Origin of the sequence: Acidovorax sp. BoFeN1, assembly GCF_003345135.1 — a bacterium.
Lineage (GTDB): Bacteria > Pseudomonadota > Gammaproteobacteria > Burkholderiales > Burkholderiaceae_C > Acidovorax > Acidovorax defluvii.
On the sequence record NZ_QOZT01000064.1, the window covers coordinates 1 to 23,114 of the forward strand.

Genomic DNA, 23,114 nt, shown 5'->3' on the forward strand with positions numbered 1-23,114 from the left:
CCCCACCACCGTACCCACGGTGCCCACCATGCTGCGTGATGCGGCCCTGCGCGAAGACTGGCGCACCTGGGCCACTGCCTGGGCGGCGCTCGATTCCGGCCCCGTGGCCGATCTGCTGCGACAGAGCGAAAGCGGCGCACCCGTGCAACTCACGCTGTGTGGCGAGCGCAATGCACAGGGCTTTCACAGCGCACCGCGCGGCCTGGCACAGCGCATTCAAGGCTTTTTCAGGCCCCAGCGCTTTATGGACCTGCGCAATCAGCTATGAAAATAATAGCAAGAGACATTCCCCCCCGCGCCGCCTGGGCGCTGGAACAGGCCGGCGTGCACCCGCTGCTGGCGCGCCTGTATGCCGCGCGCGGCGTGCGCGCCAAGGATGAACTGGACGATGGCCTGGGTCGGCTGCTGCCCCCATCGGGACTCAAAGGCATCGACGCCGCCGCGCGCCTGCTGGCCGATGCCATGGCGCAAAACAAGCGCCTTTGCATCGTGGCCGACTACGACTGCGACGGCGCCACCGCCTGCGCCGTGGGCGTGCGCGGCCTGCGCCTGCTGGGGGCTACCCACGTGGACTATCTCGTGCCCGACCGCGTGACCGATGGCTACGGCCTCACCGCGTCCATCGCCCGCCGGGTGGCCGAACGCGGCGCCGATGTGCTCATCACCGTGGACAACGGCATCGCCAGCGTGGAGGGCGTGGCCGAGGCCAAGGCGCTGGGCCTGCAAGTCCTCGTCACCGACCACCACCTGCCCGGCCCCGAGCTGCCCGCCGCAGACGCCATCGTCAACCCCAACCAGCCCGGCTGCACCTTTGAGAGCAAGTCCATGGCAGGGGTCGGTGTGATGTTCTATGTGCTGCTGGCGCTGCGCGCCGAGCTGCGCGCGCGCGGTGTGTTTGATGCATCGAGCGCCCCAGGAACCGGCTCGGCCGGGGCCCCTTCCCCGGCTGGGGGCAGCGAACCACGCGAAGCGGGGAGCGTGGGGGCACCTAGACCCCAACCCAAGCTCGACCCCCTGCTCACGCTGGTGGCTTTGGGCACCGTGGCCGACGTGGTCAAGCTTGATGCCAACAACCGCCGCCTGGTGGCGCAGGGCCTCAAGCGCATCCGCGCAGGCCAGATGCCTGCCGGGGTGGCCGCGCTGTTCACCGCCGCCGGCCGCAAGGCGCCCGTGGCCACCACGTTCGACTTCGGCTTCGCTTTAGGCCCGCGCATCAACGCCGCAGGGCGCCTGGCCGACATGACACTGGGCATCGAATGCCTGCTGACCGACGACGCGGGCCGCGCGGCTGAGCTGGCCGCCACGCTCGACGGCATCAACCGCGAGCGCCGCGAAATCGAGGGCGGCATGCGCGACCAGGCGCTGCTGATGGCCGAAAGCCTGTTCCAGGAGGACGAAGAGCCGCCACCCGCCATCAGCGTGTTCGACCCCGATTTTCACGAAGGCGTGGTCGGCATCGTGGCCAGTCGCATCAAGGACAAGCTGCACCGCCCCACCTTTGTGTTTGCTGCCAGCAGCGCGCCGGGCAAGGCGCACGAGCTCAAGGGCTCGGGCCGCTCCATCCCCGGCTTTCACCTGCGCGATGCGCTCGACCTGGTGGCCAAGCGCCATCCGGGCGTGCTGCTGAAATTTGGCGGCCACGCCATGGCGGCTGGCTGCACGGTGGCCGAAGAAGCGTTTGACGTGTTCGAGCAGGCCCTGGCCCAGGTTGCGCGCGAATGGCTCGACGTGGCCGCGCTCACGCGCCGCATCGAAACCGACGGCCCGCTGGCCCCCGAATACTGCCGCGCCGACATGGTGGACACCCTGCACCGCGAGGTGTGGGGCCAGGGCTTTGCCCCACCCACGTTCAGCGAAGAAGTGCAGGTGCTCAGCCAGCGGCTGGTGGGCGAAGGCAAGAACCACCTGTCCATCAAGCTCATCCACCAGGGCAATCCCATCGACGCCATCTGGTTCAGCCACACCGAACCCCTGCCCACGCGCGTGCTGCTGGCCTTTCGGCTCGACGTCAACGAGTGGAAGGGCGAGCGCAAGGTGCAGTTTCTGGTGGAAGGCGCGCAGCTGTAAAGCCCAATGCAGCTACGCTCCCCCCGGCAAATACGACTGAATAGGCCGCAACGGCAACCGCCGCAACGCCTGGTCGGTGAGCTTGCCGTAGTGCTCCATCCACAGGTCAAACAACGTGTCCAGCCCGATCAGGGTGATGTGCCGCTTTTCCTGGATGCGCGCTGCGGTGGCTGCATCCTTCGTAAAGCCAGCGCTCATCGCTTACCCAGCAATATGGAGTGCCCCATCTTGGTAGTTTCGATTTTTTGTTTTGGTTGGGGGCGAAAACCCCTCAAACGCATCGCCCGCCTGCCACGCCCCTACCGCGTACACCCGCTCGTCCCGTAGGCCCTGCACGCCCTCGGCCCAGGCCAGCAGCATGCGTTTGCCGATGTCTTCAAAGCCGGGGTGTTGCGCCATGGCCTGGCGCACCTGGGGCGCTACGTCAGCCACAGCGTCGCTGATGGCTTGCACCATGTGCTGTTGCTCCTTGGGCTGGATGCCAAAGGTGGCGGCGATGAACTTTTGCAGGTTTTTGCCGGGCATCCAGGTGCGTTTGCCCATGAACTCGATGCCGGGAGGGTTGTGCGCAAAGCCCGCATACACGCTGGTGGTGAGCATGTCGTAGGCGGGCGCCAGATGCACGTCGGCCCGGCGGCTGTAGCGCAGGGCCAGGTTTTTGGCGTGGCAGTCGGCGTTGCGCAGGGCATACGTCAGCAGCAAGGTGGTGGCCAACTGGCGAAAGGTGGCCAGCCGCTGGGCGCCGGGCACGTGGTCGCGCACGGCTTTGGCGATGCGCTCCCAGGTGGTGTCGTATTTGGCGGCGGGGCGCAGGCCCAGCAGGCTGCAAAAGTCTTCCATGCCCCACAGCGGCTGGCCGTGTTCATCCACGTCAAAGCGGTGCACCACCAGGGCCTGCCCGTCGTCGGACACTTCGGTATGGGCAGTGGGCAGGACGCGGCGGGCCACCTGCATGCACAGGTGTTCGTTCAACGCGACGAAGGGCAACTGGGCGCTGGAGCCTTTGATGATGTGGCGGCGGGTGATGACGCTGGCTTTTTTGTGCAGTGCCAATGCTTCCATGGGGTCGGCCGGTGCAGCGCCCGCGTCGGCCTGCGCATCCAGAAACTTGGGTACCACGCCCGAGACGCCGCTGGTGGCGTGCTGGCGCACCAAGGCCGCAAAGGCGGCTTCGGAGTTGTCGCCCTTGAGCAGCGCAGCCACTTCGATGGGCTGGGCCGGTTCATCGAGCTGCGCGCCGGGTGCCGCTACCTGCAGGCGGCCCACCATGTTGCGGCCAATGACGGACAGCAGAGCAATGGGGCTGGCGCCGATGTGTGGGCCAAACTGTTCTTGCAGCACCTGAAGCAGATAGCCCTCGGGCAGGTTCATCTGCAGCACGGGCGGAAGCTGGTCGTCCCACACATAGCTCTCCAGGCGCACGGGCATGGTGAGCGACACAAAGTCGTCGGCCGCCACCTGCGGGTGGTAGGTGAGCACGCTTTTGAAGTCGCCGGATTGCTCCAGCGTGGCGACCTCGCGGCCCAGCACGTACACAGACAACTGCATCAGCGACGGCCCTCACTGGAAGTGCCCTGGGCATCGACCGTGCGCCCAGGGGTGGACTGTGCGCGCTCGCGGCGCAACTCGTCCAGATTGCCCGCCTGGCCTTGCGCCACGATGTCCAGTTCGGCCTCCAGCACAGCCAGCACCGCCAGCAGTTTGCGCGCGCCAAACTCCGCGGACCTGCCGCGTTCAAAGCGCGACAGGGATTCGGGCGTGACGCCCGCCTTGGCCGCAACATCGCCCTGCTTGAGGCCCAGCAGTTTGCGACGTGTGGCGACGGCCTCACCGAGTTCTTGGAGGGTTTGCAATTGATATTTGCGTCAAAATTTTTGCAATGCTAGCAATTTTTGACGCAAAAATCAAAATACTGATGGGTGAGTCGGAATGCTTGCCGAGTAAGCGCCAGAAGCATACTTGCGCAATAAAACAAACCAAATCGGGCTCTAGCGCTTACCCATCAATCGCTAGCAGCTATCAAAACATGAGCAATCTGAAGCCATCTGAAGCCTGTAGAGGGAATCAGAAGCTCTCCCAGTCGTCATCGTTGCCCGTGGTCGCAGCGCGGGGCGCGGGCGCTGGGGGCTTGGTGGCCGAAGGCTTGGGCGCGGCGGGAGCTGCAGACGCCAGCCGCGCGGCCGGTTTTGCAGCCGGGGCGGATGCAACCCGCACCGGGGCCGGTGCGGAACGTGGGGCGGCCACTGCCGGAGCAGGGCGTGGGGCCACGGGCGCGCGGGTCAGCGCGGCGCCCACGTTGAACACCGACACCACGTTGGCCAGGTGCTGGGCCTGGTCGCGCATGGATGCGGCGGCTGCGGTGCTTTCCTCCACCAGCGCGGCGTTCTGCTGCGTCATCTGGTCCAGGTGCGTGACGGCCTGGTTCACCTGGGCAATGCCGTCGCGCTGCTCGGTGGACGAGGCCGTGATCTCGCCAATGAGGTCGCTCACGCGGCGCACGCTGGAGACAATTTCTTCCATGCTCTGACCGGCCTGCGCCACCTGGGCCGAGCCCGCTTCGACGTTCTCGACCGACGTGCTTATGAGCTGTTTGATCTCTTTGGCCGCCTCGGCGCTGCGCCCGGCCAGGCTGCGCACCTCGCTGGCCACCACGGCAAAGCCCCGGCCCTGCTCGCCTGCGCGCGCGGCTTCCACGGCGGCGTTGAGCGCCAGGATGTTGGTCTGGAACGCGATGCCGTCAATCACGCCAATGATGTCGCTGATCTTTTTGCTGCTGTCGGTGATCTGCTGCATGCTGGCCACCACCTGACCCACCACCTCGCCGCCGCGCGCGGCCGCCTGGGCGGCGGTGCCCGCCAGCTGGTTGGCCTGGCGGGCGGTGTCGGCCGACTGGGTGACGGTGGCCGTCAGCTGCTCCATGCTGGCGGCGGTTTCTTCGAGGTTGGAGGCCGTCTGCTCGGTGCGCGCCGACAGGTCGTGGTTGCCGTTGGCAATCTGCACCGATGCCGACGACACCGAGTCCACCCCCGAGCGCACATCGGTCACCACACCCCGCAGCTGCGTGGACATGGCCGACAACGAGCGCAGCATATGGCCAAACTCGTCCTTGCGGGTGGAACGCAGCTCTTGCGTGAGGTCGCCTGCGGCGATGGCGTCAATGGCATTGACGGCCTGGTCGAGCGGCCGGGTGATGGAGCGCACCAGCTGCCACGCCATGGCCAGCCCCACCGCCAGCAGCAGGGCAGCCATTACCAGACCCATGATGGCGTATTGCACCCGGCGGTTGAACGCATCGGTGCGGACCTGCTCGCGGCGCTGCTCCAGCGTGCGCACAAAATCGTCCTGCGCCTTCAGGTAGGCGGCGACGAGGGGGGTGAACTCGCTGTCCACAAACTTCTGGGTGGCCACCGGGTCGCCCGCGCTCTTGACCTCGCGCGACCGGGCGGTGGTTGCCAGCACCAGCTTGCGCGCTTCCTGCACCTTGTCCAGGGCCGCTTTTTCCGCCGGTGCGGTGGCCGAGGCCACGATGGTTTCCTGCACCTTGTTGATCTGGCCAATGATTTCCTTGACGCGGGCGTCATATTGCTGCGCCAGCGCTTCGTCGGTGGTCACGGCACTGCCCATGATCATCGTCACGGCGGTTTCGGTGGCGCCACGCCAGCGCAGGGCGGACCCAATGCGCCCCTCGATCTCGACCACCGCATCCATGGCGCTGACCATGGAGTTGTTGGAGCGGTGTTGCGCCCAGCCGGACATGATCAGCATGGCAATCATCAACCCGATGAAAGCTCCCCACAACTTGCGCGATACCCGGATGTTGTCCAGCTGCATGGCTCTTCCTTCTGAAACCCCGAAACCCTGAAAGGGCGAATGAAACGAGCAATTATCACCGGCGCCGTTCAAAATGCTACATTTTGCAACAGGTGCTTTGTGCTGAATGCAACACGGCCTGCACGGCCCACCGCAGCGCCCGCACAAGGACAAACCCGTAGAATGGATCGGTGACCACCTACCTCAACGCCGACCTGCATTGCCACTCCGTCGTATCCGACGGAACCTTGGCGCCCGAAGACCTGGCCGCGCGCGCCAGGGCCAACGGGGTTGAGCTGTGGGCCCTGACCGACCACGACGAGATCGGCGGCCAGCCCCGTGCCGCCGCCGCCGCCCGCAGCCAGGGCATGGCTTACCTCACGGGCACGGAAATCTCTGTCAGTTTTGCCAACACCACCGTGCATATCGTGGGCCTGGGCTTCGATGCCGACAACCCGCAGCTCGCGCAAGGCCTGGCCACCACCCGGGGCGGCCGTGGCGGGCGCGCACGCGAAATGGCGGCGCAACTGGCGCAGGCGGGCATTCATGGCGCCTATGAGGGCGCACTGAAGTTTGTGGGCAACCCCGAACTCGTTTCGCGCACCCACTTTGCACGCTTTCTGGTTGAAACCCGCGTGTGCCGCGACACTGCGGAAGTGTTTCGCAAATTTCTGGTCGAAGGCAAGCCCGGCTATGTGCCGCACCGCTGGGCGGCGCTGGGCGACGCGGTGCGCTGGATCACCGATGCCGGGGGCGTGGCGGTGATCGCCCACCCGGCCCGCTACAAGCTCACGGCCAACGAGGAATACGCGCTGTTTTCCGAGTTCAAGGCCCATGGCGGCCAAGGCGTGGAAGTGGTCACCGGCAGCCACAGCGCGGCCGAATATGTCACCTACGGGGCGATGGCCCACGAGTTCGGCCTGGCCGCCTCGCGCGGCAGCGACTTTCACAGCCCCGACGAATCCCACACCGACCTGGGCGCCCTGCCCCTGCTGCCCGGCACCCTGACCCCCGTGTGGGAACTGCTGGCCGAGCGGGTGCACCCGGCCTAACATTGATCCGGAGGCATTGGCTGCCATGGCACAGTATTTTGAAGTTCACCCCGAAAATCCGCAACCGAGGCTGCTCAAGCAGGCGGCGGCCCTGCTGCAAAAAGGCGGCATCCTGGCCGTGCCCACCGATTCAAGCTACGCCCTGGTGTGCCACCTTGACGACAAGGACGCCGTGGATCGCCTGCGCCGTATCCGCCAGGTGGACGACAAGCACCACCTGACCCTGCTGTGCCGCGACCTGTCCGAGTTGGCCAACTACGCACGGGTGGACAACCGGCAATACCGGCTGCTCAAGCTCGGCACGCCGGGGCCCTACACCTTCATCCTGGAAGCCACCAAAGAGGTGCCGCGCCGCGTGAGCCACCCATCGCGCAAGACCATCGGCCTGCGCGTGCCCGACCGCAAGGGCCTGCAATTGCTGCTGGAGCTGCATGGCGCGCCGCTGCTGGCCACCACGCTGATTCCAGCGGGCGAGTCCGACCCGCTCAACGACCCACAGGAAATCCGCGACCGCTACGAAAAGCTGCTCGATGCCATCGTGGATGCGGGCGCCTGCCCCCTGGAGCCCACCACCGTGATCGATCTCACGCCCATGGGCAACGGCGGCGACCCCGAAGTGCTGCGCGAAGGCCGCGGCAGCGTACAGGCGCTTGGGCTTTGAGCCCATACAAAACTTCAAGCCAAATCACCCTCCAGCGCTTATCCAGAAAGCGCTGGCAGCTCTCTTTTTTGCAGCAATCTACAGCCTGAGACAATCGCCCGGTGGAAAACATCATCCAAACTGTTCTGATCTACGCCCTGCCGGTGCTGTTTGCCATCACCGTGCACGAGGCGGCCCATGGCTATGCGGCGCGCCACTTTGGCGACAACACCGCGTACATGTTGGGGCGCATCACGCTCAATCCCATCAAGCACATTGACCCGGTAGGCACCATCCTGATGCCGCTGCTGCTGTACTTTGCCACCTCGGGCGCGTTCCTGTTCGGCTATGCCAAGCCGGTGCCGGTGAATTTTGGCAACCTGCGCAATCCCAAGCGCCACATGGTGTGGGTGGCGCTGGCGGGGCCGGCCTCGAACTTCATCCAGGCCGTGCTGTGGGCGATCTTGCTGGTGGCCTTGGTGGGCACTGGCGTGGACGAGCGCTTCTTCGTTGAAATGGCGCGCGCCGGCGTGCTGGTCAACCTGGTGATGTGGGCGTTCAACCTGTTTCCGCTGCCACCGCTCGATGGCGGGCGCATTCTGGTGGGCCTGCTGCCCTGGAAGCAGGCGCACATGGTCTCGCGCGTGGAGCCCTATGGTTTCTTCATCGTGCTGGGGCTGGTGGTGGCTGGGGTGCTGGGATCGCTCTGGCTGCGCCCGCTGATGGCGCTGGGCCATGGCGCCATCAACCTGCTGCTGACCCCGCTGACCGCCCTGCTCCGCTGACCCTTCCCTTTTATTGCTGACACCGTTCCATGAGCACCACGCGTTTTCTCACCGGCATCACCACCACGGGCACGCCCCACCTGGGCAACTTTGTGGGCTCCATCCGCCCCTCGGTGGCGGCCAGCCTGCGCCCGGGTGTGCAGAGCTTTTACTTTCTGGCCGACTACCACGCGCTCATCAAGTGCGAAGACCCGGCACGCATCCAGCGCTCCACGCTGGAGATCGCCGCCAGTTGGCTGGCCGCCGGGCTGGACCCGGAAAAGGTCACCTTCTACCGCCAGTCCGACATCCCCGAAACGACCGAGCTGACCTGGCTGCTGACCTGCGTGACCGGCAAGGGCCTGCTCAACCGCGCCCACGCCTACAAGGCCGCGCAGGACAAGAACGCCGCCGCCGGCCGTGAGCCAGACGACGGCGTGACGGCAGGCCTGTTCATGTACCCCGTACTCATGGGCGCCGACATCCTGATCTTCAACGCCCACCAGGTGCCCGTGGGCCGCGACCAGATCCAGCACATCGAGATGGCGCGCGACATGGCGGCCAGCTTCAACCATCTGTATGGCGAACATTTCACGCTGCCCGAAGCGGCGATTGACGCGCATGTGGCCACGCTGCCGGGGCTCGATGGCCGCAAGATGAGCAAGAGCTACGACAACACGATCCCCTTGTTCAGCCCGCGCGAGCAGCTCAAAAAGCTGATCGGCGGCATCCTGACCGACTCGCGCGCGCCCGGCGAGCCCAAGGAGGTGGAGGGCTCGGCGCTGTTCCAGATCTACCAGGCCTTTGCCACGCCCGAAGAAACCGATGCACTGCGCCGGCAATACGCCGAGGGCATTGCCTGGGGCGATGCCAAGCAGTTGCTGTTCGAGCGCATCGACCGCGACGTGGCGCCCATGCGCGAGCGCTATGACGACCTGATGGCCCACCCCGAGAAGATCGAGCAGACGCTGCTGGCGGGCGCCGAACGCGCGCGCCAGATTGCCACGCCGTTTGTGCGCAAGCTGCGCTCTGCCGTGGGCCTGCGCAGCCTGGCCCAGGCCAGCGCAGCCCCCAAGGCCGCCAAAGCCACCAAGGCCGCCCTGCCTAGCTTCAAGCAATACCGCGAAGCCGACGGCCAGTTCTACTTCAAGTTCGTGGCAGCAGATGGCCGCCTGCTGCTGCAAAGCACGGGTTTTGCCGCACCCAAGGATGCGGGCCAGGCCATCGCCCGCCTGCAGCAGCAGGGCGAAAGCGCCCTCGCCGCCCTGGCGGGCCAGCTGGCGCCCATCGAAGGTGTGCCAGCGCAGGACGTGGCCGCCGCCCTGCAGCAACTGGCCGAGGCCGCCAACGCCTGACGGGCTGCACAAACGCTATTATTTCAATAGCTACTAGCGCTTTATCCATAAGCACTAGAGGCAATAATGACCACAAAATGGCTCCCGCTTCCCGGGGGCCATTTTTGCTTTCGCCACGTCGCCACCGCTGCCACAATGGCCTGCAAGTGCTGCGGCCCTGCCCACTTCTTACGGCCTCACACGGGTTCACACGGCTTCATTGTTTTGCACCCTACCGGGCACGCCATGGCATCTCGCACCTTCGCACTGCTCTTTGCGCTGACGCCGCTGGCCTGCGCCCTGGCGGCACCGCCTGCGGACCAGAGCCCGCAAGTCTGGACCAACTCGCTCGGCATGGCCTTTGTGAAGGTGCCGGCGGGCCGCTTCTGGATGGGCAGCGCCGAATCTCCCGGTGCGCTGGCCCAGGCTTTCCCCCAACTGGAGCGCAAGCGCTTCACCCTGCTCAGCGACGAGACCCCGGTGCACCGGGTGCGCATCCGCCGGGCCTTTTACCTGGGGCAGCACGAGGTGACCGTGGGGCAGTTTCGCCGCTTCGTCGAAGCCTCGGGCTATCGCCCGGAGTCCGAGGCCGACGGCACCGGTGGCTATGGCTACAACCCCGATTACGACACCGCCACCACGGCACGCGGCGATGCCTTTGAAGGCCGCAACCCGCGCTACTCCTGGCGCAACCCCGGGTTTGCGCAGGATGACAGCCACCCCGTGGTCAACGTCACCTGGAACGACGCCCAGGCCCTGGCCGCCTGGCTCAGCCGCACCGAGGGCCAGCGCTACCGCCTGCCCACCGAGGCGGAATGGGAATACGCCTGCCGCGCCGGCAGCCGCACGCGCTACCCGCATGGCGATGCGCCCGAGACTCTGGTGCGCCATGCCAACCTGTTCGACCAGGCCGCCGCGCCCTACTGGCCACGCTGGCGGCAGCACGCCCTGCCCGCGAGCGACGGCCACGCCTTCACCGCGCCCGTGGGCAGCCTGCAGGCCAATGCCTTCGGGCTGCACGACATGCTGGGCAACGCCTGGGAATGGGTGGCGGACTGGCATGGCGACCATTACTACGCCCAGTCCCCCCGCACCGACCCGCAAGGCCCTGCCGAGGGCAGCGTGCGGGTGCGCCGGGGCGGCTCGTGGCACACCTGGGCGTTTTATGCCCGTTGCAGCTATCGCAACTGGAACAGCCCTGAGACGCGCTACACCCTGGTGGGCATGCGGCTGGTGCGCGAGATTCCCGGGCGCTGAGCGTTTGCACCCGCAGCGTGCGGCGACCGCGCGGTCTGCAGCGTCATTCACATGACACCTGCCGCCCCATGGCGCAGGCGACAATCGCCCGCATGCCTTGGGACCATCCACAGCCTTTCACCCTGCCCGCCACACCGCAGGCACACGACATTGACGGCCTGAACCACACCAACAACGCCGTGTACGTGCAGTGGTGCGAAAGGGTCGCCTGGGCACATTCGCAGGCCCTGGGCCTGGACCTGCACGACTACCACCGCCTGAACCGCGCCATGGCCATCCGCCGCAGCGAATACGACTATCTGCTGCCTTCGGTTCTGGGAGACGCGCTCACCCTGGGCACCTGGCTGGTGGCCAGCGACGGCAAGCTGACCATGGAGCGGCGCTTCCAGCTGATCCGCAACAGCGACCAGGCCACCCTTTTGCGCGGCCGCTGGGACCTGGTGTGCATCGAGCTGGGCAGCGGCAAGCCGCGGCGCATGCCCGAGGAGTTCTGCCGCATCTACCTGCCCGCCCTGACGGCGCAGCAGGACGGCTGATACGGTTTTGCCTTCAAACGTATAACGTCGTTGGGTCGCCTTGCCGTGCTAAAGCACTGTCTGCGACTCCCCGCCTAGTTATCCGATTGAATGCAAAACCTTCTGGGAGGCTACCCCGCAGGCGCTGCGGGGCTGTCATCAGCCTGCCATTCATGCAGGCGCTAATACACCACCTGTGTTTGCGGAGAAACTCCTGATGCTCAAGGAAAAAGCGGTTGCGTCCCTGGGGCAGCCCTCGCTGCTGATGCCCGCGTGGATCAAAGCTGCCCTGGCGGCCAACGACCGGCTCAAGCTGTACCTCACCCTGCTGCAATCGGCGGCGCAGCATGCGTCCACGCCCGATGGGCCGGTAGGACGCTGGGAGACGGACATCGCGCACGCCGGTCTGCAAGACGCCCCCTGGGCCCCGGAAATGCTGAGCGGCGCTTACTACGACGACGACCTGCTGATCCTGCCCCACATGGAAAACCTGCTGGAGGCGCTGTCAAACGACCTCGCCACCATGGCCCGCCCCCTGTGCGACGTCGGCCAGGCCAGCGCAGACGCGCTGACCGTGCGGCGAGACCACTGGCTGCGCCAGCTCCATGCCCTGGCCGACGACGAGGGTCTGCGCCGCGCCGCACTGGCCGAACTGACCCACGGCGACCGCCAGCGCGGCGACAGCCTGCACCTGCTGGTCATGGACCTGCACAAGCAGATCAATGCACTGTCGGGTGAAATGGCCACCGAAGACGTGGACGGCGCCCACACCTGGCAGGTGCAGGACGATGACCGCCCGCTGATCCGCGCCTTCATGCGCGGCCTGCACCGCACCGCCGATCTGAAGTTTTCGCACCCCGGGCTTGACACCGCCGTCACGCGCGACGGCCCGCGGCTGCTGATCCAGAACGACATCGGAACCAACGACGTCCACGTGCTGGTCATCGAGGTGCAGGACAGCACGATCTCGCTCACCTACTCCGACCTGCACCCGGGCCGTTTCGGGTTTTTCCGGCAAATGCTTGAAGACATGGGCTTTGGCTGGGAGGTGTTCGACCCCCGGGTTTCCGAAGGGCTCAACGCCGGCAAGCCCTACCTTGTGGGGCAGGCGCGGCTGCAGGCGCAAAGCAATGCCGAGCTGCAGACCGGCCTGGAGAACGTGGCATCGCGCATCGTCTTCGTGATCGACTGGAACCGGGCCCGCAAGCGCCTGCAGCATTTTGTGAGCAAGCCCCGGGCGCACCAGCTGCTGGCGCAGGCCGCGCAAAACGACTGGGGCCACATGGCCTGGCTGCTGGCCGGTGCCGAGCGCCTGGTTTACAACGCCATGCAGGCCGTGGACAGCGAAGCCTTCCGCGTGGGCGACCGGCTCGACGACGTGCTGGGCGAAACCGCCGCCAGCGCCTACCTGCTGGAGCTGTTGCGCATCTCCAGCATGGTGCTGCGCCAGCAGCAGCCCGTGTCGCTGGTGGCCGACGAGGCGCACCTGCTGCTGGCCCGCGTGCTGCGCCAGCGCACCTTTGAATTCGACCTGCTGGCCGAGCACGCCGCCTACACGCACGCGCTGGCCGAGGGCCTGTGCGACGCGCTGGATAACCCCGGCGATACCGCACAGACCCAGGCCCAGGTGCTGCGCGCCAAAAACTGGGAGCGCCAGGCCGACCACCTGCTCATGGAAGCCCGCCAGCGGGCCGAGCGGCGCGCGCACTGGCTGCCGGTGGTGGACTTTCTGACAAAGGCCGATGACGTGGCCGACGCGCTCGAAGAAGCGACCTTCATGCACTCGCTCACACTCATCCATCCCGCCCCCGGGCTGCCCGCCGAAGTGCGCGCAGCGCTGAGTCAGCTGGCGGCCACCACGCTGGCCGCCATCCAGGACCAGGTCAAGGCCATCGAAATTGCCCGCCAGGCCAGCCAGCGCGCCGACGGCCCCGACAGCGAGCTGTTCCTGCAGACCCTGTGGCGCATGCTGCGCGCCGAGCGCCAGTGCGACGAGCTGTTTCGCCAGGCGCGCACCGCCATGGTCAAAAACCTGCGCAACGCCCCGGTGGACCTGATGTTGGCCAACGACCTGGCCGCCACGCTGGAAAACGCCACCGACAACCTGCTGCGGGCCGGCTATGCACTGCGCCAGATGGTGCTCAACAAAACGGGAATGTCGGCATGAAATCCAGCTCCAGTCTGCCCAAGCATCTGTACCTTGTGCGCACACCCGCAAGCCAGCACCTGCACAAGCCCTCGCCGGAGACCATGGGTGCCAAGGGCTACAACCTGCACCGCATGACCCAGGCCGGGCTCAACGTCCCGGTGGCACTGGTCATCGGAACGCACTACACCCATGCCCCGCAGGATTGTTTTTTGCCAGTGTTTTCCGTGGGTCTGCACGCGCTGGAGGAAAGCACCGACCTGCTGTTTGGCGACGACCGCAACCCGCTCATCCTGTCGGTGCGCTCGGGCGCCCCGGTGTCGATGCCGGGCATGCTCGAAACCCTGCTCAACATCGGGCTGAGCGACCACACCCTGCCCGGCCTGGTGCGCCAGACCGGCAACCCGCGCATGGCCTGGGACGCCTACCGGCGCCTGGTGTCCAGCTACGGCGAAGTGGTGGCCGGGCTGCCCGCCAGCCTGTTCGAGGCCGAGATCACCCGAGTCACCCAGGGCCAGGATGAGCGGCTGCTCGATTTCAGCCAGTTGCGCCAGCTCACACGCAGCTTTCTGGCCCTGTACGAAACCCATGCGGGCCGCCCCTTCCCGCAGGATGCGCAGGAACAGCTCTCGGGCGCCATCGAGGCGGTGTTTGCCTCGTGGAACGCCGACAAAGCCGCAGAGTACCGGCGCATCAACCAGATCGACGCCGACATGGGCACCGCCGTCATTCTGCAGCGCATGGTGTTTGGCAACACCGGCGGGCATTCGGGTGCTGGCGTGGGCTTCACGCGCGACCCGAGCACGGGCGAGCCCCGCCTGTGGGTGGACTTTCTGGCCAATGCGCAGGGCGAAGACGTGGTCTCGGGCCGGCGCAACGCCCATGGCCACGCCACGCTGGCCGCCGTGGCCCCCGAAGCCTGGAAGCAGCTGCAGGCCTCGGCCCAGGCGCTGGAGCAGCATTTTCAGGACATGGAAGACTTCGAGTTCACCGTGCAGGATGGCGTGTTGCACATGCTGCAGACACGCTCGGGCAAGCGCACCCCGCTGGCCGCCGCGCGCATCGCCATCGACCTGCTGGACGAAGGGCTGATCGACAGCGCCGAGGCCTTGCACCGCACCCAGGCCATCGACGCCGCCGCGCTGGGCACCGTGCGCATGGTTGCCAGCGACGACCCCGACAACGCACCCGCCCCGCTGGCCCAGGCCAACCCGGCGTGCTCAGGCGTGGTGTCGGGCGCGATTGCGCTGGACGCGCAGGCGGTCGAACGCCTGGCGCAGCGGGGCCTGCCTGCCATCCTGGTGCGCCAGGACGCCGAAACCAGCGACATCGCCGCCATGCAGGGCGCGCAGGGCCTGCTCACCCAGCGCGGGGCCCGCACCTCGCACGCCGCCGTGGTGGCACGGCAGATGGGCAAAACCTGCCTGGTCGGCTGTACAGCGCTGTACATCGACGAGGCCGCCCGCACCGTGCAGATCGGCAGCCAGACCCTGGCCGAATACGAGGTGCTCACGCTCGACGGCAACGACGGCGCCATCTATGCCGGGCAAGCCACCAGCGCGCTCGTGCCCGACACCGCCCTGCGCGCCCGGCTGGAAGAGCTGCGCAGCCAGCACCATGGCAAGGGTGCGCGCCACCACAAACACTGACCGCACCGATCAGGCCCTTGGGATGGCCTGCATAACCCTCGCGAGTCGGTGGTGGTGCGAATCGGGATGGGCCACAAGGCGTCTTTTTGCGGCCAATAGCTCGGCTATTGGCAAGAAAAGCAATGCAGGGGACCGCCCGAGGCCGCGCTAGCACAGACCGCAGGGAGCTATGCAGGGCATCCCTTGGGTGTTTGAAACAGGCACTGGCCTCAGCCAGTGTCGTGATTGCCTGCTTCGCTGCGGCGTGGCCCGGTCATGTGCACGCGCGCGACACCAAAAAGCCATTGGCAACTGATTTCAGCCCGTAGGGCTGGAAATGCTCTCCGGGCTATCGCCTTGCCGTTGCGAAATCGAAAGCCGGTTGCGCCCTCCATGCTTGGCTTCGTACAGGGCTTCGTCGGCGCGGGCGATGAGTTGCTCCATCGTTTCGTCGGGCTTGAGCGTGGCCAAGCCCAGCGACAGCGTGACCTTGCCAACGTCTGCGTCGTGATGGGCTTCAACGCGGTGCCGAATGCGTTCGGCCAACAACACGCCTGGCGCCTGCTCGCAATGTTCGAGCAGCACCAGAAACTCTTCACCACCCCAGCGAATGACGCAATCTCGGCTGCGAACCGCCGAACGCAGGATGTGCGCTACATCGCGAAGCACGCGGTCACCCGCCAGGTGGCCGAAGCGGTCGTTGACCTGCTTGAAGTGGTCAATGTCACAGACAAGCAGCGTGAGTGACCGGCCGTGCTTGTGTGCCGCGAGGATGGCCTTGCCAAGGGTCTGCTCACCATAGCGACGGTTGTGAAGGCCGGTGAGCTTGTCGTGACTTGCCTCGTGAAGAAGGCTCTGCTCTTTCTCCACGCGTTCGGAGATGTCCTTGCTGACGCTCACATAGTGGGTTACGCGCCCCTTGTCGTCGCACACTGGGGAAATGCTCTGCTCAGAGTGGTAAAGCGAGCCGTCGCGCCGCCGATTGATGAAGGTGGCCCGGAAGTCTTTTCCGGCATCAAGGGATGCTCTCAGGGCACGGTAGAAAGCCTCATCGTGCGCTCCGGACTGAAACATGGCCGGCGTTCTCCCCCGCACTTCATGGACGGTGTACCCAGTGACTTTCGCAAAGGCCGTGTTGACGAAGGTGATCCGTGCACGCGCATCGGTCAGCACCACAGGGTCGCTGGTGGCGTCGAGCGCACGCGCAAGCAGCAGGTTCTCTTGTGCAGCGCGCACGATATCGGAAATATCTTGCTGCACGGACACAAAATGCGTGAGCACACCTTCGTCGTCGCGCACCGGGGAGATATTCCAGTGCACCACGTAGCTCGCGCCATCCTTGCGGTAGTTGATCGTCGTGCCCTCGAAGTACCGAGCCTCCTTGAGGCAGGCGCGCAGGTCGTCAATCACGGCCGGGTCGGTGTCAGGGCCTTGGAGAATCTGGAGCGTGCACCCGCGCAACTCGTCCAGCGCATAGCCTGTCATCGCACAAAAGGCTGGATTGGCGAACTGCACACGGTAACCCGCCAAACGTTCGGCGTCGGTGATGACGATGGCATTCCAGGACTGCATGAAGGCAGCCTTGAACAAACTCAGCTCAGATGTGGTCATGCTTTGCAGTGGTTTGGGTACCAACTTGGGACTGTAGCCTCAGTGCCCGCGAGTCCACTGGCCAGGCCCCGAACATGGCGGTTTCACATGGTAACCACGCGAGTGTCGGACGCGGTGCAACCTGCCCGTACCGACGCCAAAAGCAAAAAAGGTTTGCTGCTAAATTAATAGCAACAAACCCTTGTGCATACTGGCGGAGAGGGTGGGATTCGAACCCACGGTAGTGTTGCCACTACGCCTGATTTCGAGTCAGGTACATTCGACCACTCTGCCACCTCTCCTGTGTGTCGAAGCCTGCGATTCTAGCAGGATTTTTCAGGGGGCCAATACGGCAACCCCGCCCATGTAGGGCCGCAGCGCTTCCGGAATCGTCACGCTGCCATCGGCCTGCTGGTAGTTTTCCAGCACCGCCACCAGCGTGCGGCCCACGGCCAGGCCCGAGCCGTTGAGGGTATGCACCAGTTCGTTCTTGCCCTGGGCGTTCTTGAAGCGCGCCTGCAGGCGGCGGGCCTGGAAGGCCTCGCAGTTGCTCACCGAGCTGATCTCGCGGTAGGTGTTCTGCGCGGGCAGCCACACTTCCAGGTCGTAAGTTTTGGCGGCGCCAAAACCCATGTCACCGGTGCACAGGCTCATCACGCGGTAGGGCAGGCCGAGCTTTTGCAGCACGGCCTCGGCGTGGCCGGTCATTTGCTCCAGCGCTTCGTAGCTCTTGTCTGGGTGCACGATCTGCACCATCTCGACCTTGTCGAACTGGTGCTGGCGGATCATGCCGCGCGTGTCGCGGCCATAGCTGCCCGCCTCGGAGCGAAAGCACGGCGTGTGGGCCGTGAGCTTGATGGGCAGCTCGGACTCGGCCACCACCACGTCGCGCACAAAGTTGGTCAGTGGCACTTCGCTGGTGGGGATGAGATACAGCGCGGCATTGTCGGGCACGGGCTCACCGTCCTGGCCACCCTTCTTGGCCGCGAACAGGTCGCCTTCAAACTTGGGTAGCTGGCCGGTGCCCTTGAGCGAATCGGCATTCACGGCGTAGGGTACATAGCACTCGGTGTAGCCGTGCTCCTGGGTCTGCACGTCCAGCATGAACTGGCTCAGGGCACGGTGCAGGCGGGCGATCTGGCCCTTCATCACGGTAAAACGCGAGCCCGAAAGCTTGACGCCCATGTCGAAGTCCAGGCCCAGCGGCGTGCCCACGTCCACATGGTCTTTCACCTCGAACGCAAAGGTGGCGGGGGCGCCCCAGCGGCGGACTTCCACGTTGCCCGCCTCGTCACTGCCCACGGGTACGGATTCGTGCGGCAGGTTGGGCACGGCAGCCAGCATGGCCTGCAACTCAGCCTGGATCTGCTCCAGTCGCGCGGCGGATTGTTCCAGCTCGGCCTTGGACGCTGCCACCTGGGCCTTGGCGGCTTCGGCGCCGTCTTTGTCACCCTTGCCCATGAGCATGCCGATCTGCTTGGACAGCTGGTTGCGCTGGGCTTGCAGCTCTTCGGTGCGGGTCTGCAGCGTCTTGCGCTCGGATTCCAGCCCCTGAAACGCTTCCACGTTCAGGAAGGCCTGGGGTTTTTTGCGGGTTTCCAGGCGCGCGATGGCGGTGTCGAGGTCTTTGCGGAGAAGAAGAATGTCAAGCATTGCTGGATTTTAGTTCCCCCCTGAGTCGAAATCTAAGCCCCCCTGAGTCGCTTCGCGCCTTCCCCCGAGGGGGACGCACCCGGTGGCCCGGCAAAGCCGGTTCCACGGGTGCACTGGCATGGACCGCGCCCGTTGCATGGGCTGCTTTCTGGCTCAGGTGAGGCTGGCTGGATCAAAATTGGCGCCGCAGAGAATGAGGGCCACGGTCTCCTGCGGCTGAGGCCGGTAGGCGCCGGTTTGCAGCGCCGCCAGGCCCAGGGCGGCGGCGGGCTCTACGGCCAGTTTCAGCTCTTTCCATAGCCACAACTGGGCGGCGCGGATGGCGTCGTCGGACAGCAGCAGCGCATCGTGCACATGGCACTGGCTCACCTCCCAGCCAATGGCGCCAATGCGGCGGGCGCCCAGCGAATCGGCGGCCAGGCCGCCCACCTCCACGTCCACCGGCTGGCCTGCGGCGCGCGCCGCGTGCAGGGTGGGCGCGCGTTCGGGCTCCAGCGCGACCACATGGGCGCGGCTCTCCACCCAGGCGGCCACACCGCCGATAAGGCCCCCGCCGCCCACGCTGACCAGCAACGTGTCGGGCAGGCGACCTCCCTGTTCTTCCAGCTCCAGCGCCAGGGTGCCCGCACCGGCCACCACCTCGGGCTGGTCATAGGCGTGGGCCTGCAGGGCGCCGGTGGCCTGCTGGCGGGCCACGCAGGCTTCAAACGCTTCGGAATAGGCTGCACCTGTCACCACCACCTCGGCGCCCAGGGCCCGCAGGCGGGCGCGTTTGGCTTCGGGCGAGACTTCGGGCACAAACACCTCGCAGCGCACGCCCAGCGCCCGGGCTGCAGCTGCCACCGCAATACCAGCGTTGCCCCCCGAGGCGATGATCACGCCGCTCTCGGGCACCGGGTTGGCCAGCAGGCGATAGAGCATGCCGCGCGCCTTGAAGCTGCCGGCCACCTGCAGGTGCTCCAGCTTGAGCCAGACTTCGCCGCAGTCCACACCCAGGGATCGGCCAGACACCCGCATCAGCGGCGTGGTGCGCAAAAAATCGGGCTGGGTGGCCAGCTGGCGGCGGGCGGCGGCGATGGCGGCGCGGTTGATCATGCAAGGGCTCCGGGCGAGTAAAGCGAAGCAGTTTAGAGGGCCGTGCCGGGTGGCCCTGGGTAGCGTTGGCTTGCATTGGCTTGCATTGGCTAGCGTTGGGTAGCGCCGTGCAGTGCAAGCCCACACCCGGATACAGGTGGCGCTGTACTTTCTGGCTGGCCGTGCCGATAACATGGGTCATACGGGCGGCATGCTGCCCGCAGGAGGCAACCATGTTCTTTGTGTTCGGCCCGTCGGGCCAGATGTACCGGGGCGGGCCCGAAAACCTGGCGCACATCGCAGCAGTGCGGCGTGTGGCGCGCCCGCAGGCGCTGCGCACGCGTGGCCCGGATGTTGACGGCACACTCGCCCCCGGCCCCGCACCCACGCCAGAGCCAGCAGCCGCCCCTGTCAACCTGCGCATGCAGGACGCGGTCAGCGCCTATTCGCAGGCCGAGCAAGGCCCCCAGCTGGCACGCCAGCCCTTGACCGAGGTGCGCGATGTGATGACCACAACCGCCCTCAGCGTGGCCCCCGATATGCGCGTAAACGATGCGTGGCAGATCCTTGCCGAGCGCCAGGTGGGGCAGGCTCCGGTGGTCGATGCGCTGGGCCGCGTGATCGGATTGCTGCTGCGGGCCGACATGGCACCGCTGGACCTGCTGCCCGAGCCCGGCGCCGTGAAAAAGGCCATTGAGCTGGCGCGCCGCCCGGTGTCCGAAGTGATGGTGAGCCCCGTGCCCACCGTGGCCGCGGATACCGAACTGCGCCGCGTGGCCGCCGTGCTGCTCGACACGGGGCTGCCAGGCCTGCCGGTGACCGACGAAGCCGGCGTGCTGGCGGGCTTCATCGCGCGCACCGACATTTTGCGGGCCGTGGCGGCCGATCCGCCGCTGGATTTGTGGAGCGGCCCCGCGGTGTCACTGTAGTGTGTGCCGCGCAAAAATTTAAGTGAAATAAGCCTCTAGCGCATGCCCATCAAGCGCTAATAGCTATAATTTCAATAGCATTCACAACCTGCCGCTCAATGCCCCGCTGGCCCCGTCTCGGGCAGGCGCTCGGTGATTTCAAGGCCCGTGCTGGGGTCAATCTTGAGACCCTTGGGCAGGGGGAACTTGATGGTTTCCTCGATGCCCTGCATCTTGCGCACCGACACCGCGCCCAGCGCCTTGATGCGGTCGATCACCTGCTGCACCAGAATTTCGGGCGCCGATGCACCCGCCGTGAGGCCCACGCGGGAGATGCCGTCAAACCATTCGTGGCGCAGCTCGTCCACGCTGTCCACCATGTAGGCGGTGGTGCCCAGGCGGGCCGCCAGCTCGCGCAGGCGGTTGCTGTTGGAGCTGGTGGGGCTGCCCACCACAATGACCAGGTCCACTTGCGGGCTGAGCAGTTTGACGGCGTCCTGCCGGTTTTGCGTGGCGTAGCAAATGTCCTGCTGCTTGGGCTCGCGCACCAAAGGGAAGCGCGCCCGCACGGCGGCAGAGATCTGGGCGGCGTCGTCCACGCTCAGGGTGGTCTGCGTCACCACCGCCAGCTTTTCGGTCTGCGCGGGCTGCACGCGGGCCACGTCGGCCACGTCTTCCACGAGGTGGATGCCGTGGTCGAGCTGGCCCATGGTGCCTTCCACCTCGGGGTGGCCCTTGTGGCCAATCATGATGAATTCGTAGCCCTCTTTGGCAAGCTTGGCCACTTCGACATGCACCTTGGTCACCAGCGGGCAGGTGGCGTCGAAGATGTTGAACCCACGCGCCTGCGCCTCTTGCTGCACGGCGCGGCTGACACCGTGGGCACTGAACACCAGCGTGGCGCCGGGCGGCACATCCGAAAGCTCTTCAATGAAGATTGCGCCCTTGGCCTTGAGGTCGTTGACCACATAGGTGTTGTGCACGATTTCATGGCGCACGTAGATCGGGCGGCCAAACTTTTGCAGCGCGCGCTCGACGATCTCGATGGCGCGGTCCACACCTGCGCAAAAGCCGCGCGGCTCGGCCAGCAGGATTTCCTGGGGTTTCTGCATGGCTCACAACACGCCGATGATCTGCACTTCAAACGTCACCGGCTGGCCCGCCAGCGGGTGGTTGAAGTCAAACAGCACGGCGCCGTCATCGCGCACCTGCATCACGGCGCCGGCGTAGCTGCCCTGCCCGTCGGGCGTGGGGAACTGCACCACGTCGCCCACGTTGTATTTTTCGTCCGGATCGCCCAGCTCGTTGAGCAGCTTGCGCGCCACCCACTGCTGCATGTCGGCATTGCGCTCGCCAAAGGCTTCGCCGGCGGCCAGCTCGAACGTGGCGTGCGTGCCCTCGGGCAGGCCCAGCAGGTGCTGCTCCATGGCAGGCGAAAGCTCGCCCGTGCCCAGCGACAAGGTGGCCGGTTTGTCCTCAAAAGTGTTGATCACATCCCCCGCCGGACCGGCCAGGCGGTAGTGCAGCGTGAGGAAAGAACCCGACTGGACGGAGGGAAGGGAAGCAGCGGTAGAGGTCATGAAAGTCCCGATAAACTGGGTCATATTGTAGAAAACCGGGCAAAGCCCTACGCCCGTCGGCCCCTGACTGGCGTCAAACAACCAGCGCCATGCCCCTCAAAGACCTGCCCACCGATGCCCAGCCCCGCGAAAAACTGCTGGCACGCGGCCCTGCGGCACTGGCCGATGCCGAGCTGCTGGCCATCTTGCTGCGCACCGGCATCGTGGGCAAGGGCGTGCTGCAGATGGCGCAAGAGCTGCTCGACCCGCCCGCGGTGGACGCCACAGGTCAGCTCGGTGGTGGCTTTGGCGGCATAGCCGGTCTGCTGCACACCAGCGCTGCCGACCTCGAACGCATCAAGGGCCTGGGCCCGGCCAAGCGTGCCGAGCTGGTGGCTGTGCTCGAACTCGCCCGCCGTGCCCTGGCCCAGCAACTGCGCGAGCGCGAGGTGTTCGACTCGCCCGAAGCCGTCAGGCACTACCTGCAGTTGCACCTGGCTGCCAAGGGGCACGAGGTTTTTGCCGTGCTGTTTCTCGACAGCCAGAACCGCCTGCTGGCCATGGAAGAACTCTTTCGGGGCACCCTCACGCAGACCAGCGTGTACCCGCGCGAGGTGGTGCTGCGCGCCCTGCACCACCAGGCTGCGGCCGTGGTGCTGGCGCACAACCACCCCAGCGGCAGCGTGCAGCCCAGCCGGGCCGATGAGGCCCTGACACAAACCCTTAAAACCACCCTGGCGCTGGTGGACGTGCGCGTGCTTGACCATTTCATCGTGGCGCCGGGCCAGGCCCTGTCGATGGCCGAGAAAGGGCTGGTGTGATGCCGGCCCGGTCTGCGGCAAAGGGCCCCGCGCCGCCAGACAGCCCGGGCGCACTGGCCATGGCGCTGGCGCGCGCTGCGGCAAAAGCCAAGCCCTCTGTTCCCGCAGACCCATTGGCAGTTGAACCTGCCCCCGCGCAGCCAACAGCAACCGCACCGCGCTCGGGCGAAGCGGGCGCCACACCTGCGGCAAGGGCCGTGCGCCGTGCCGCCGCTGCTGCCGCAGCGGCACGCCAGGCCGCCAGACAAATGGCCCAAAAGGCCCACCCATCCACCCCGGCGCCCGCTGCCGACGCC

At 66.2% G+C, this 23,114-nt stretch carries 20 protein-coding genes, 1 tRNA gene and 2 pseudogenes; 13 read left to right on the top strand and 10 right to left on the bottom strand.

What is annotated here, in order from left to right; all coding sequences use genetic code 11:
• Together DTW89_RS13845 and recJ are read left to right on the top strand one after the other, a co-directional pair.
• Positions 1-268: pseudogene (locus DTW89_RS13845) on the top strand (phosphoglycerate mutase); the annotation flags it as partial.
• Complete coding sequence (gene recJ, locus DTW89_RS13850) at positions 265-2,067, top strand: single-stranded-DNA-specific exonuclease RecJ (protein WP_114656383.1); 1,803 nt, start codon at positions 265-267, stop codon at positions 2,065-2,067. The pseudogene DTW89_RS13845 and the gene recJ, both read left to right, overlap by 4 nt.
• A gap of 12 nt (positions 2,068-2,079) precedes the next feature.
• Here recJ and DTW89_RS13855 read toward each other — a convergent pair whose 3' ends face one another.
• From DTW89_RS13855 to DTW89_RS13870, 4 genes are all read right to left on the bottom strand, one after another.
• On the bottom strand, positions 2,080-2,265 hold the full coding sequence (locus DTW89_RS13855; protein WP_024814286.1) for a hypothetical protein: 186 nt from the start codon (positions 2,263-2,265) through the stop codon (positions 2,080-2,082).
• Positions 2,266-2,268: 3 nt separating this feature from the next.
• Positions 2,269-3,615, bottom strand: a complete 1,347-nt coding sequence (locus DTW89_RS13860) for a type II toxin-antitoxin system HipA family toxin (protein ID WP_114656384.1) — start codon at positions 3,613-3,615, stop codon at positions 2,269-2,271.
• Positions 3,615-3,920, bottom strand: a complete 306-nt coding sequence (locus DTW89_RS13865) for a helix-turn-helix domain-containing protein (RefSeq protein ID WP_111866151.1) — start codon at positions 3,918-3,920, stop codon at positions 3,615-3,617. Before DTW89_RS13865 ends, DTW89_RS13860 begins: the two co-directional genes overlap by 1 nt.
• Positions 3,921-4,131: 211 nt before the next feature.
• The gene (locus DTW89_RS13870; RefSeq protein ID WP_114656385.1) at positions 4,132-5,898 is read right to left on the bottom strand and encodes a methyl-accepting chemotaxis protein; all 1,767 of its coding nucleotides are present in this window, start codon (positions 5,896-5,898) and stop codon (positions 4,132-4,134) included.
• Positions 5,899-6,068: 170 nt separating this feature from the next.
• On the opposite strand from DTW89_RS13870, the gene DTW89_RS13875 reads away from it, so the two are divergent.
• From DTW89_RS13875 to DTW89_RS13910, 8 genes are all read left to right on the top strand, one after another.
• Positions 6,069-6,929 carry a 3',5'-nucleoside bisphosphate phosphatase gene (locus DTW89_RS13875; protein WP_114656386.1) on the top strand — a complete coding sequence of 287 codons (861 nt, stop codon included), beginning with the start codon at positions 6,069-6,071 and terminating at the stop codon, positions 6,927-6,929.
• Positions 6,930-6,954: 25 nt separating this feature from the next.
• Positions 6,955-7,590 carry an L-threonylcarbamoyladenylate synthase gene (locus tag DTW89_RS13880; RefSeq protein ID WP_114656387.1) on the top strand — a complete coding sequence of 212 codons (636 nt, stop codon included), beginning with the start codon at positions 6,955-6,957 and terminating at the stop codon, positions 7,588-7,590.
• 101 nt (positions 7,591-7,691) lie between these two features.
• Positions 7,692-8,354 (top strand): site-2 protease family protein, encoded by a 663-nt coding sequence (locus tag DTW89_RS13885; protein ID WP_114656388.1) that lies wholly within the window; start codon positions 7,692-7,694, stop codon positions 8,352-8,354.
• Positions 8,355-8,383: 29 nt separating this feature from the next.
• On the top strand, positions 8,384-9,688 hold the full coding sequence (locus DTW89_RS13890; protein ID WP_114656389.1) for a tryptophan--tRNA ligase: 1,305 nt from the start codon (positions 8,384-8,386) through the stop codon (positions 9,686-9,688).
• A gap of 225 nt (positions 9,689-9,913) precedes the next feature.
• On the top strand, positions 9,914-10,924 hold the full coding sequence (locus tag DTW89_RS13895; protein WP_114656390.1) for a formylglycine-generating enzyme family protein: 1,011 nt from the start codon (positions 9,914-9,916) through the stop codon (positions 10,922-10,924).
• Positions 10,925-11,016: 92 nt separating this feature from the next.
• Positions 11,017-11,460 carry an acyl-CoA thioesterase gene (locus DTW89_RS13900; RefSeq protein WP_114656396.1) on the top strand — a complete coding sequence of 148 codons (444 nt, stop codon included), beginning with the start codon at positions 11,017-11,019 and terminating at the stop codon, positions 11,458-11,460.
• A 196-nt stretch (positions 11,461-11,656) separates the two neighbouring features.
• Positions 11,657-13,606 (top strand): DUF47 domain-containing protein, encoded by a 1,950-nt coding sequence (locus tag DTW89_RS13905; protein WP_114656397.1) that lies wholly within the window; start codon positions 11,657-11,659, stop codon positions 13,604-13,606.
• Positions 13,603-15,234, top strand: coding sequence for a PEP/pyruvate-binding domain-containing protein (locus DTW89_RS13910; RefSeq protein WP_114656391.1), 1,632 nt, complete (start codon positions 13,603-13,605; stop codon positions 15,232-15,234). The genes DTW89_RS13905 and DTW89_RS13910 overlap by 4 nt, the downstream gene beginning before the upstream one ends.
• 297 nt (positions 15,235-15,531) lie before the next feature.
• On the opposite strand, the gene DTW89_RS13915 is transcribed toward DTW89_RS13910, so the two are convergent.
• From DTW89_RS13915 to DTW89_RS13930, 4 genes are all read right to left on the bottom strand, one after another.
• Positions 15,532-16,824, bottom strand: a complete 1,293-nt coding sequence (locus DTW89_RS13915) for a sensor domain-containing diguanylate cyclase (RefSeq protein ID WP_114656392.1) — start codon at positions 16,822-16,824, stop codon at positions 15,532-15,534.
• A gap of 191 nt (positions 16,825-17,015) precedes the next feature.
• Positions 17,016-17,105: transfer RNA gene (locus DTW89_RS13920), tRNA-Ser, on the bottom strand.
• A 34-nt stretch (positions 17,106-17,139) separates the two neighbouring features.
• The gene (gene serS / locus DTW89_RS13925; protein WP_114656393.1) at positions 17,140-18,456 is read right to left on the bottom strand and encodes a serine--tRNA ligase; all 1,317 of its coding nucleotides are present in this window, start codon (positions 18,454-18,456) and stop codon (positions 17,140-17,142) included.
• A gap of 153 nt (positions 18,457-18,609) precedes the next feature.
• The gene (locus DTW89_RS13930) at positions 18,610-19,551 is read right to left on the bottom strand and encodes a threonine/serine dehydratase (protein WP_114656394.1); all 942 of its coding nucleotides are present in this window, start codon (positions 19,549-19,551) and stop codon (positions 18,610-18,612) included.
• A 212-nt stretch (positions 19,552-19,763) separates the two neighbouring features.
• Here DTW89_RS13930 and DTW89_RS13935 point away from each other — a divergent pair, with 212 nt between their 5' ends.
• Positions 19,764-20,459, top strand: a complete 696-nt coding sequence (locus tag DTW89_RS13935) for a CBS domain-containing protein (protein WP_024814273.1) — start codon at positions 19,764-19,766, stop codon at positions 20,457-20,459.
• 95 nt (positions 20,460-20,554) lie between these two features.
• Here DTW89_RS13935 and ispH read toward each other — a convergent pair whose 3' ends face one another.
• Both ispH and DTW89_RS13945 read right to left on the bottom strand, forming a co-directional pair.
• Positions 20,555-21,550 carry a 4-hydroxy-3-methylbut-2-enyl diphosphate reductase gene (gene ispH / locus DTW89_RS13940; protein WP_024814272.1) on the bottom strand — a complete coding sequence of 332 codons (996 nt, stop codon included), beginning with the start codon at positions 21,548-21,550 and terminating at the stop codon, positions 20,555-20,557.
• 3 nt (positions 21,551-21,553) lie between these two features.
• A complete protein-coding gene (locus DTW89_RS13945; RefSeq protein WP_024814271.1) occupies positions 21,554-22,018 on the bottom strand; it encodes an FKBP-type peptidyl-prolyl cis-trans isomerase in 465 nt (154 codons plus the stop codon).
• A gap of 89 nt (positions 22,019-22,107) precedes the next feature.
• Here DTW89_RS13945 and radC point away from each other — a divergent pair, with 89 nt between their 5' ends.
• Together radC and DTW89_RS19770 are read left to right on the top strand one after the other, a co-directional pair.
• Positions 22,108-22,818: a RadC family protein gene (gene radC, locus DTW89_RS13950; RefSeq protein ID WP_114656395.1), complete on the top strand. Its 711-nt coding sequence runs from the start codon at positions 22,108-22,110 to the stop codon at positions 22,816-22,818.
• Positions 22,818-23,114: pseudogene (locus DTW89_RS19770) on the top strand (hypothetical protein); the annotation flags it as partial. The gene radC and the pseudogene DTW89_RS19770, both read left to right, overlap by 1 nt.

What these genes read in the sequence shown, in the direction of transcription:
- recJ (WP_114656383.1), top strand. Translation starts at nt 265, where the DNA reads ATGAAAATAATAGCAAGAGACATTCCCCCCCGCGCCGCCTGGGCGCTG.
- DTW89_RS13855 (WP_024814286.1), bottom strand. Translation starts at nt 2,265, where the DNA reads ATGAGCGCTGGCTTTACGAAGGATGCAGCCACCGCAGCGCGCATCCAG.
- DTW89_RS13860 (WP_114656384.1), bottom strand. Translation starts at nt 3,615, where the DNA reads ATGCAGTTGTCTGTGTACGTGCTGGGCCGCGAGGTCGCCACGCTGGAG.
- DTW89_RS13870 (WP_114656385.1), bottom strand. Translation starts at nt 5,898, where the DNA reads ATGCAGCTGGACAACATCCGGGTATCGCGCAAGTTGTGGGGAGCTTTC.
- DTW89_RS13880 (WP_114656387.1), top strand. Translation starts at nt 6,955, where the DNA reads ATGGCACAGTATTTTGAAGTTCACCCCGAAAATCCGCAACCGAGGCTG.
- DTW89_RS13890 (WP_114656389.1), top strand. Translation starts at nt 8,384, where the DNA reads ATGAGCACCACGCGTTTTCTCACCGGCATCACCACCACGGGCACGCCC.
- DTW89_RS13895 (WP_114656390.1), top strand. Translation starts at nt 9,914, where the DNA reads ATGGCATCTCGCACCTTCGCACTGCTCTTTGCGCTGACGCCGCTGGCC.
- DTW89_RS13900 (WP_114656396.1), top strand. Translation starts at nt 11,017, where the DNA reads ATGCCTTGGGACCATCCACAGCCTTTCACCCTGCCCGCCACACCGCAG.
- DTW89_RS13905 (WP_114656397.1), top strand. Translation starts at nt 11,657, where the DNA reads ATGCTCAAGGAAAAAGCGGTTGCGTCCCTGGGGCAGCCCTCGCTGCTG.
- DTW89_RS13910 (WP_114656391.1), top strand. Translation starts at nt 13,603, where the DNA reads ATGAAATCCAGCTCCAGTCTGCCCAAGCATCTGTACCTTGTGCGCACA.
- DTW89_RS13915 (WP_114656392.1), bottom strand. Translation starts at nt 16,824, where the DNA reads ATGACCACATCTGAGCTGAGTTTGTTCAAGGCTGCCTTCATGCAGTCC.
- serS (WP_114656393.1), bottom strand. Translation starts at nt 18,456, where the DNA reads ATGCTTGACATTCTTCTTCTCCGCAAAGACCTCGACACCGCCATCGCG.
- DTW89_RS13930 (WP_114656394.1), bottom strand. Translation starts at nt 19,551, where the DNA reads ATGATCAACCGCGCCGCCATCGCCGCCGCCCGCCGCCAGCTGGCCACC.
- DTW89_RS13935 (WP_024814273.1), top strand. Translation starts at nt 19,764, where the DNA reads ATGTTCTTTGTGTTCGGCCCGTCGGGCCAGATGTACCGGGGCGGGCCC.
- ispH (WP_024814272.1), bottom strand. Translation starts at nt 21,550, where the DNA reads ATGCAGAAACCCCAGGAAATCCTGCTGGCCGAGCCGCGCGGCTTTTGC.
- DTW89_RS13945 (WP_024814271.1), bottom strand. Translation starts at nt 22,018, where the DNA reads ATGACCTCTACCGCTGCTTCCCTTCCCTCCGTCCAGTCGGGTTCTTTC.
- radC (WP_114656395.1), top strand. Translation starts at nt 22,108, where the DNA reads ATGCCCCTCAAAGACCTGCCCACCGATGCCCAGCCCCGCGAAAAACTG.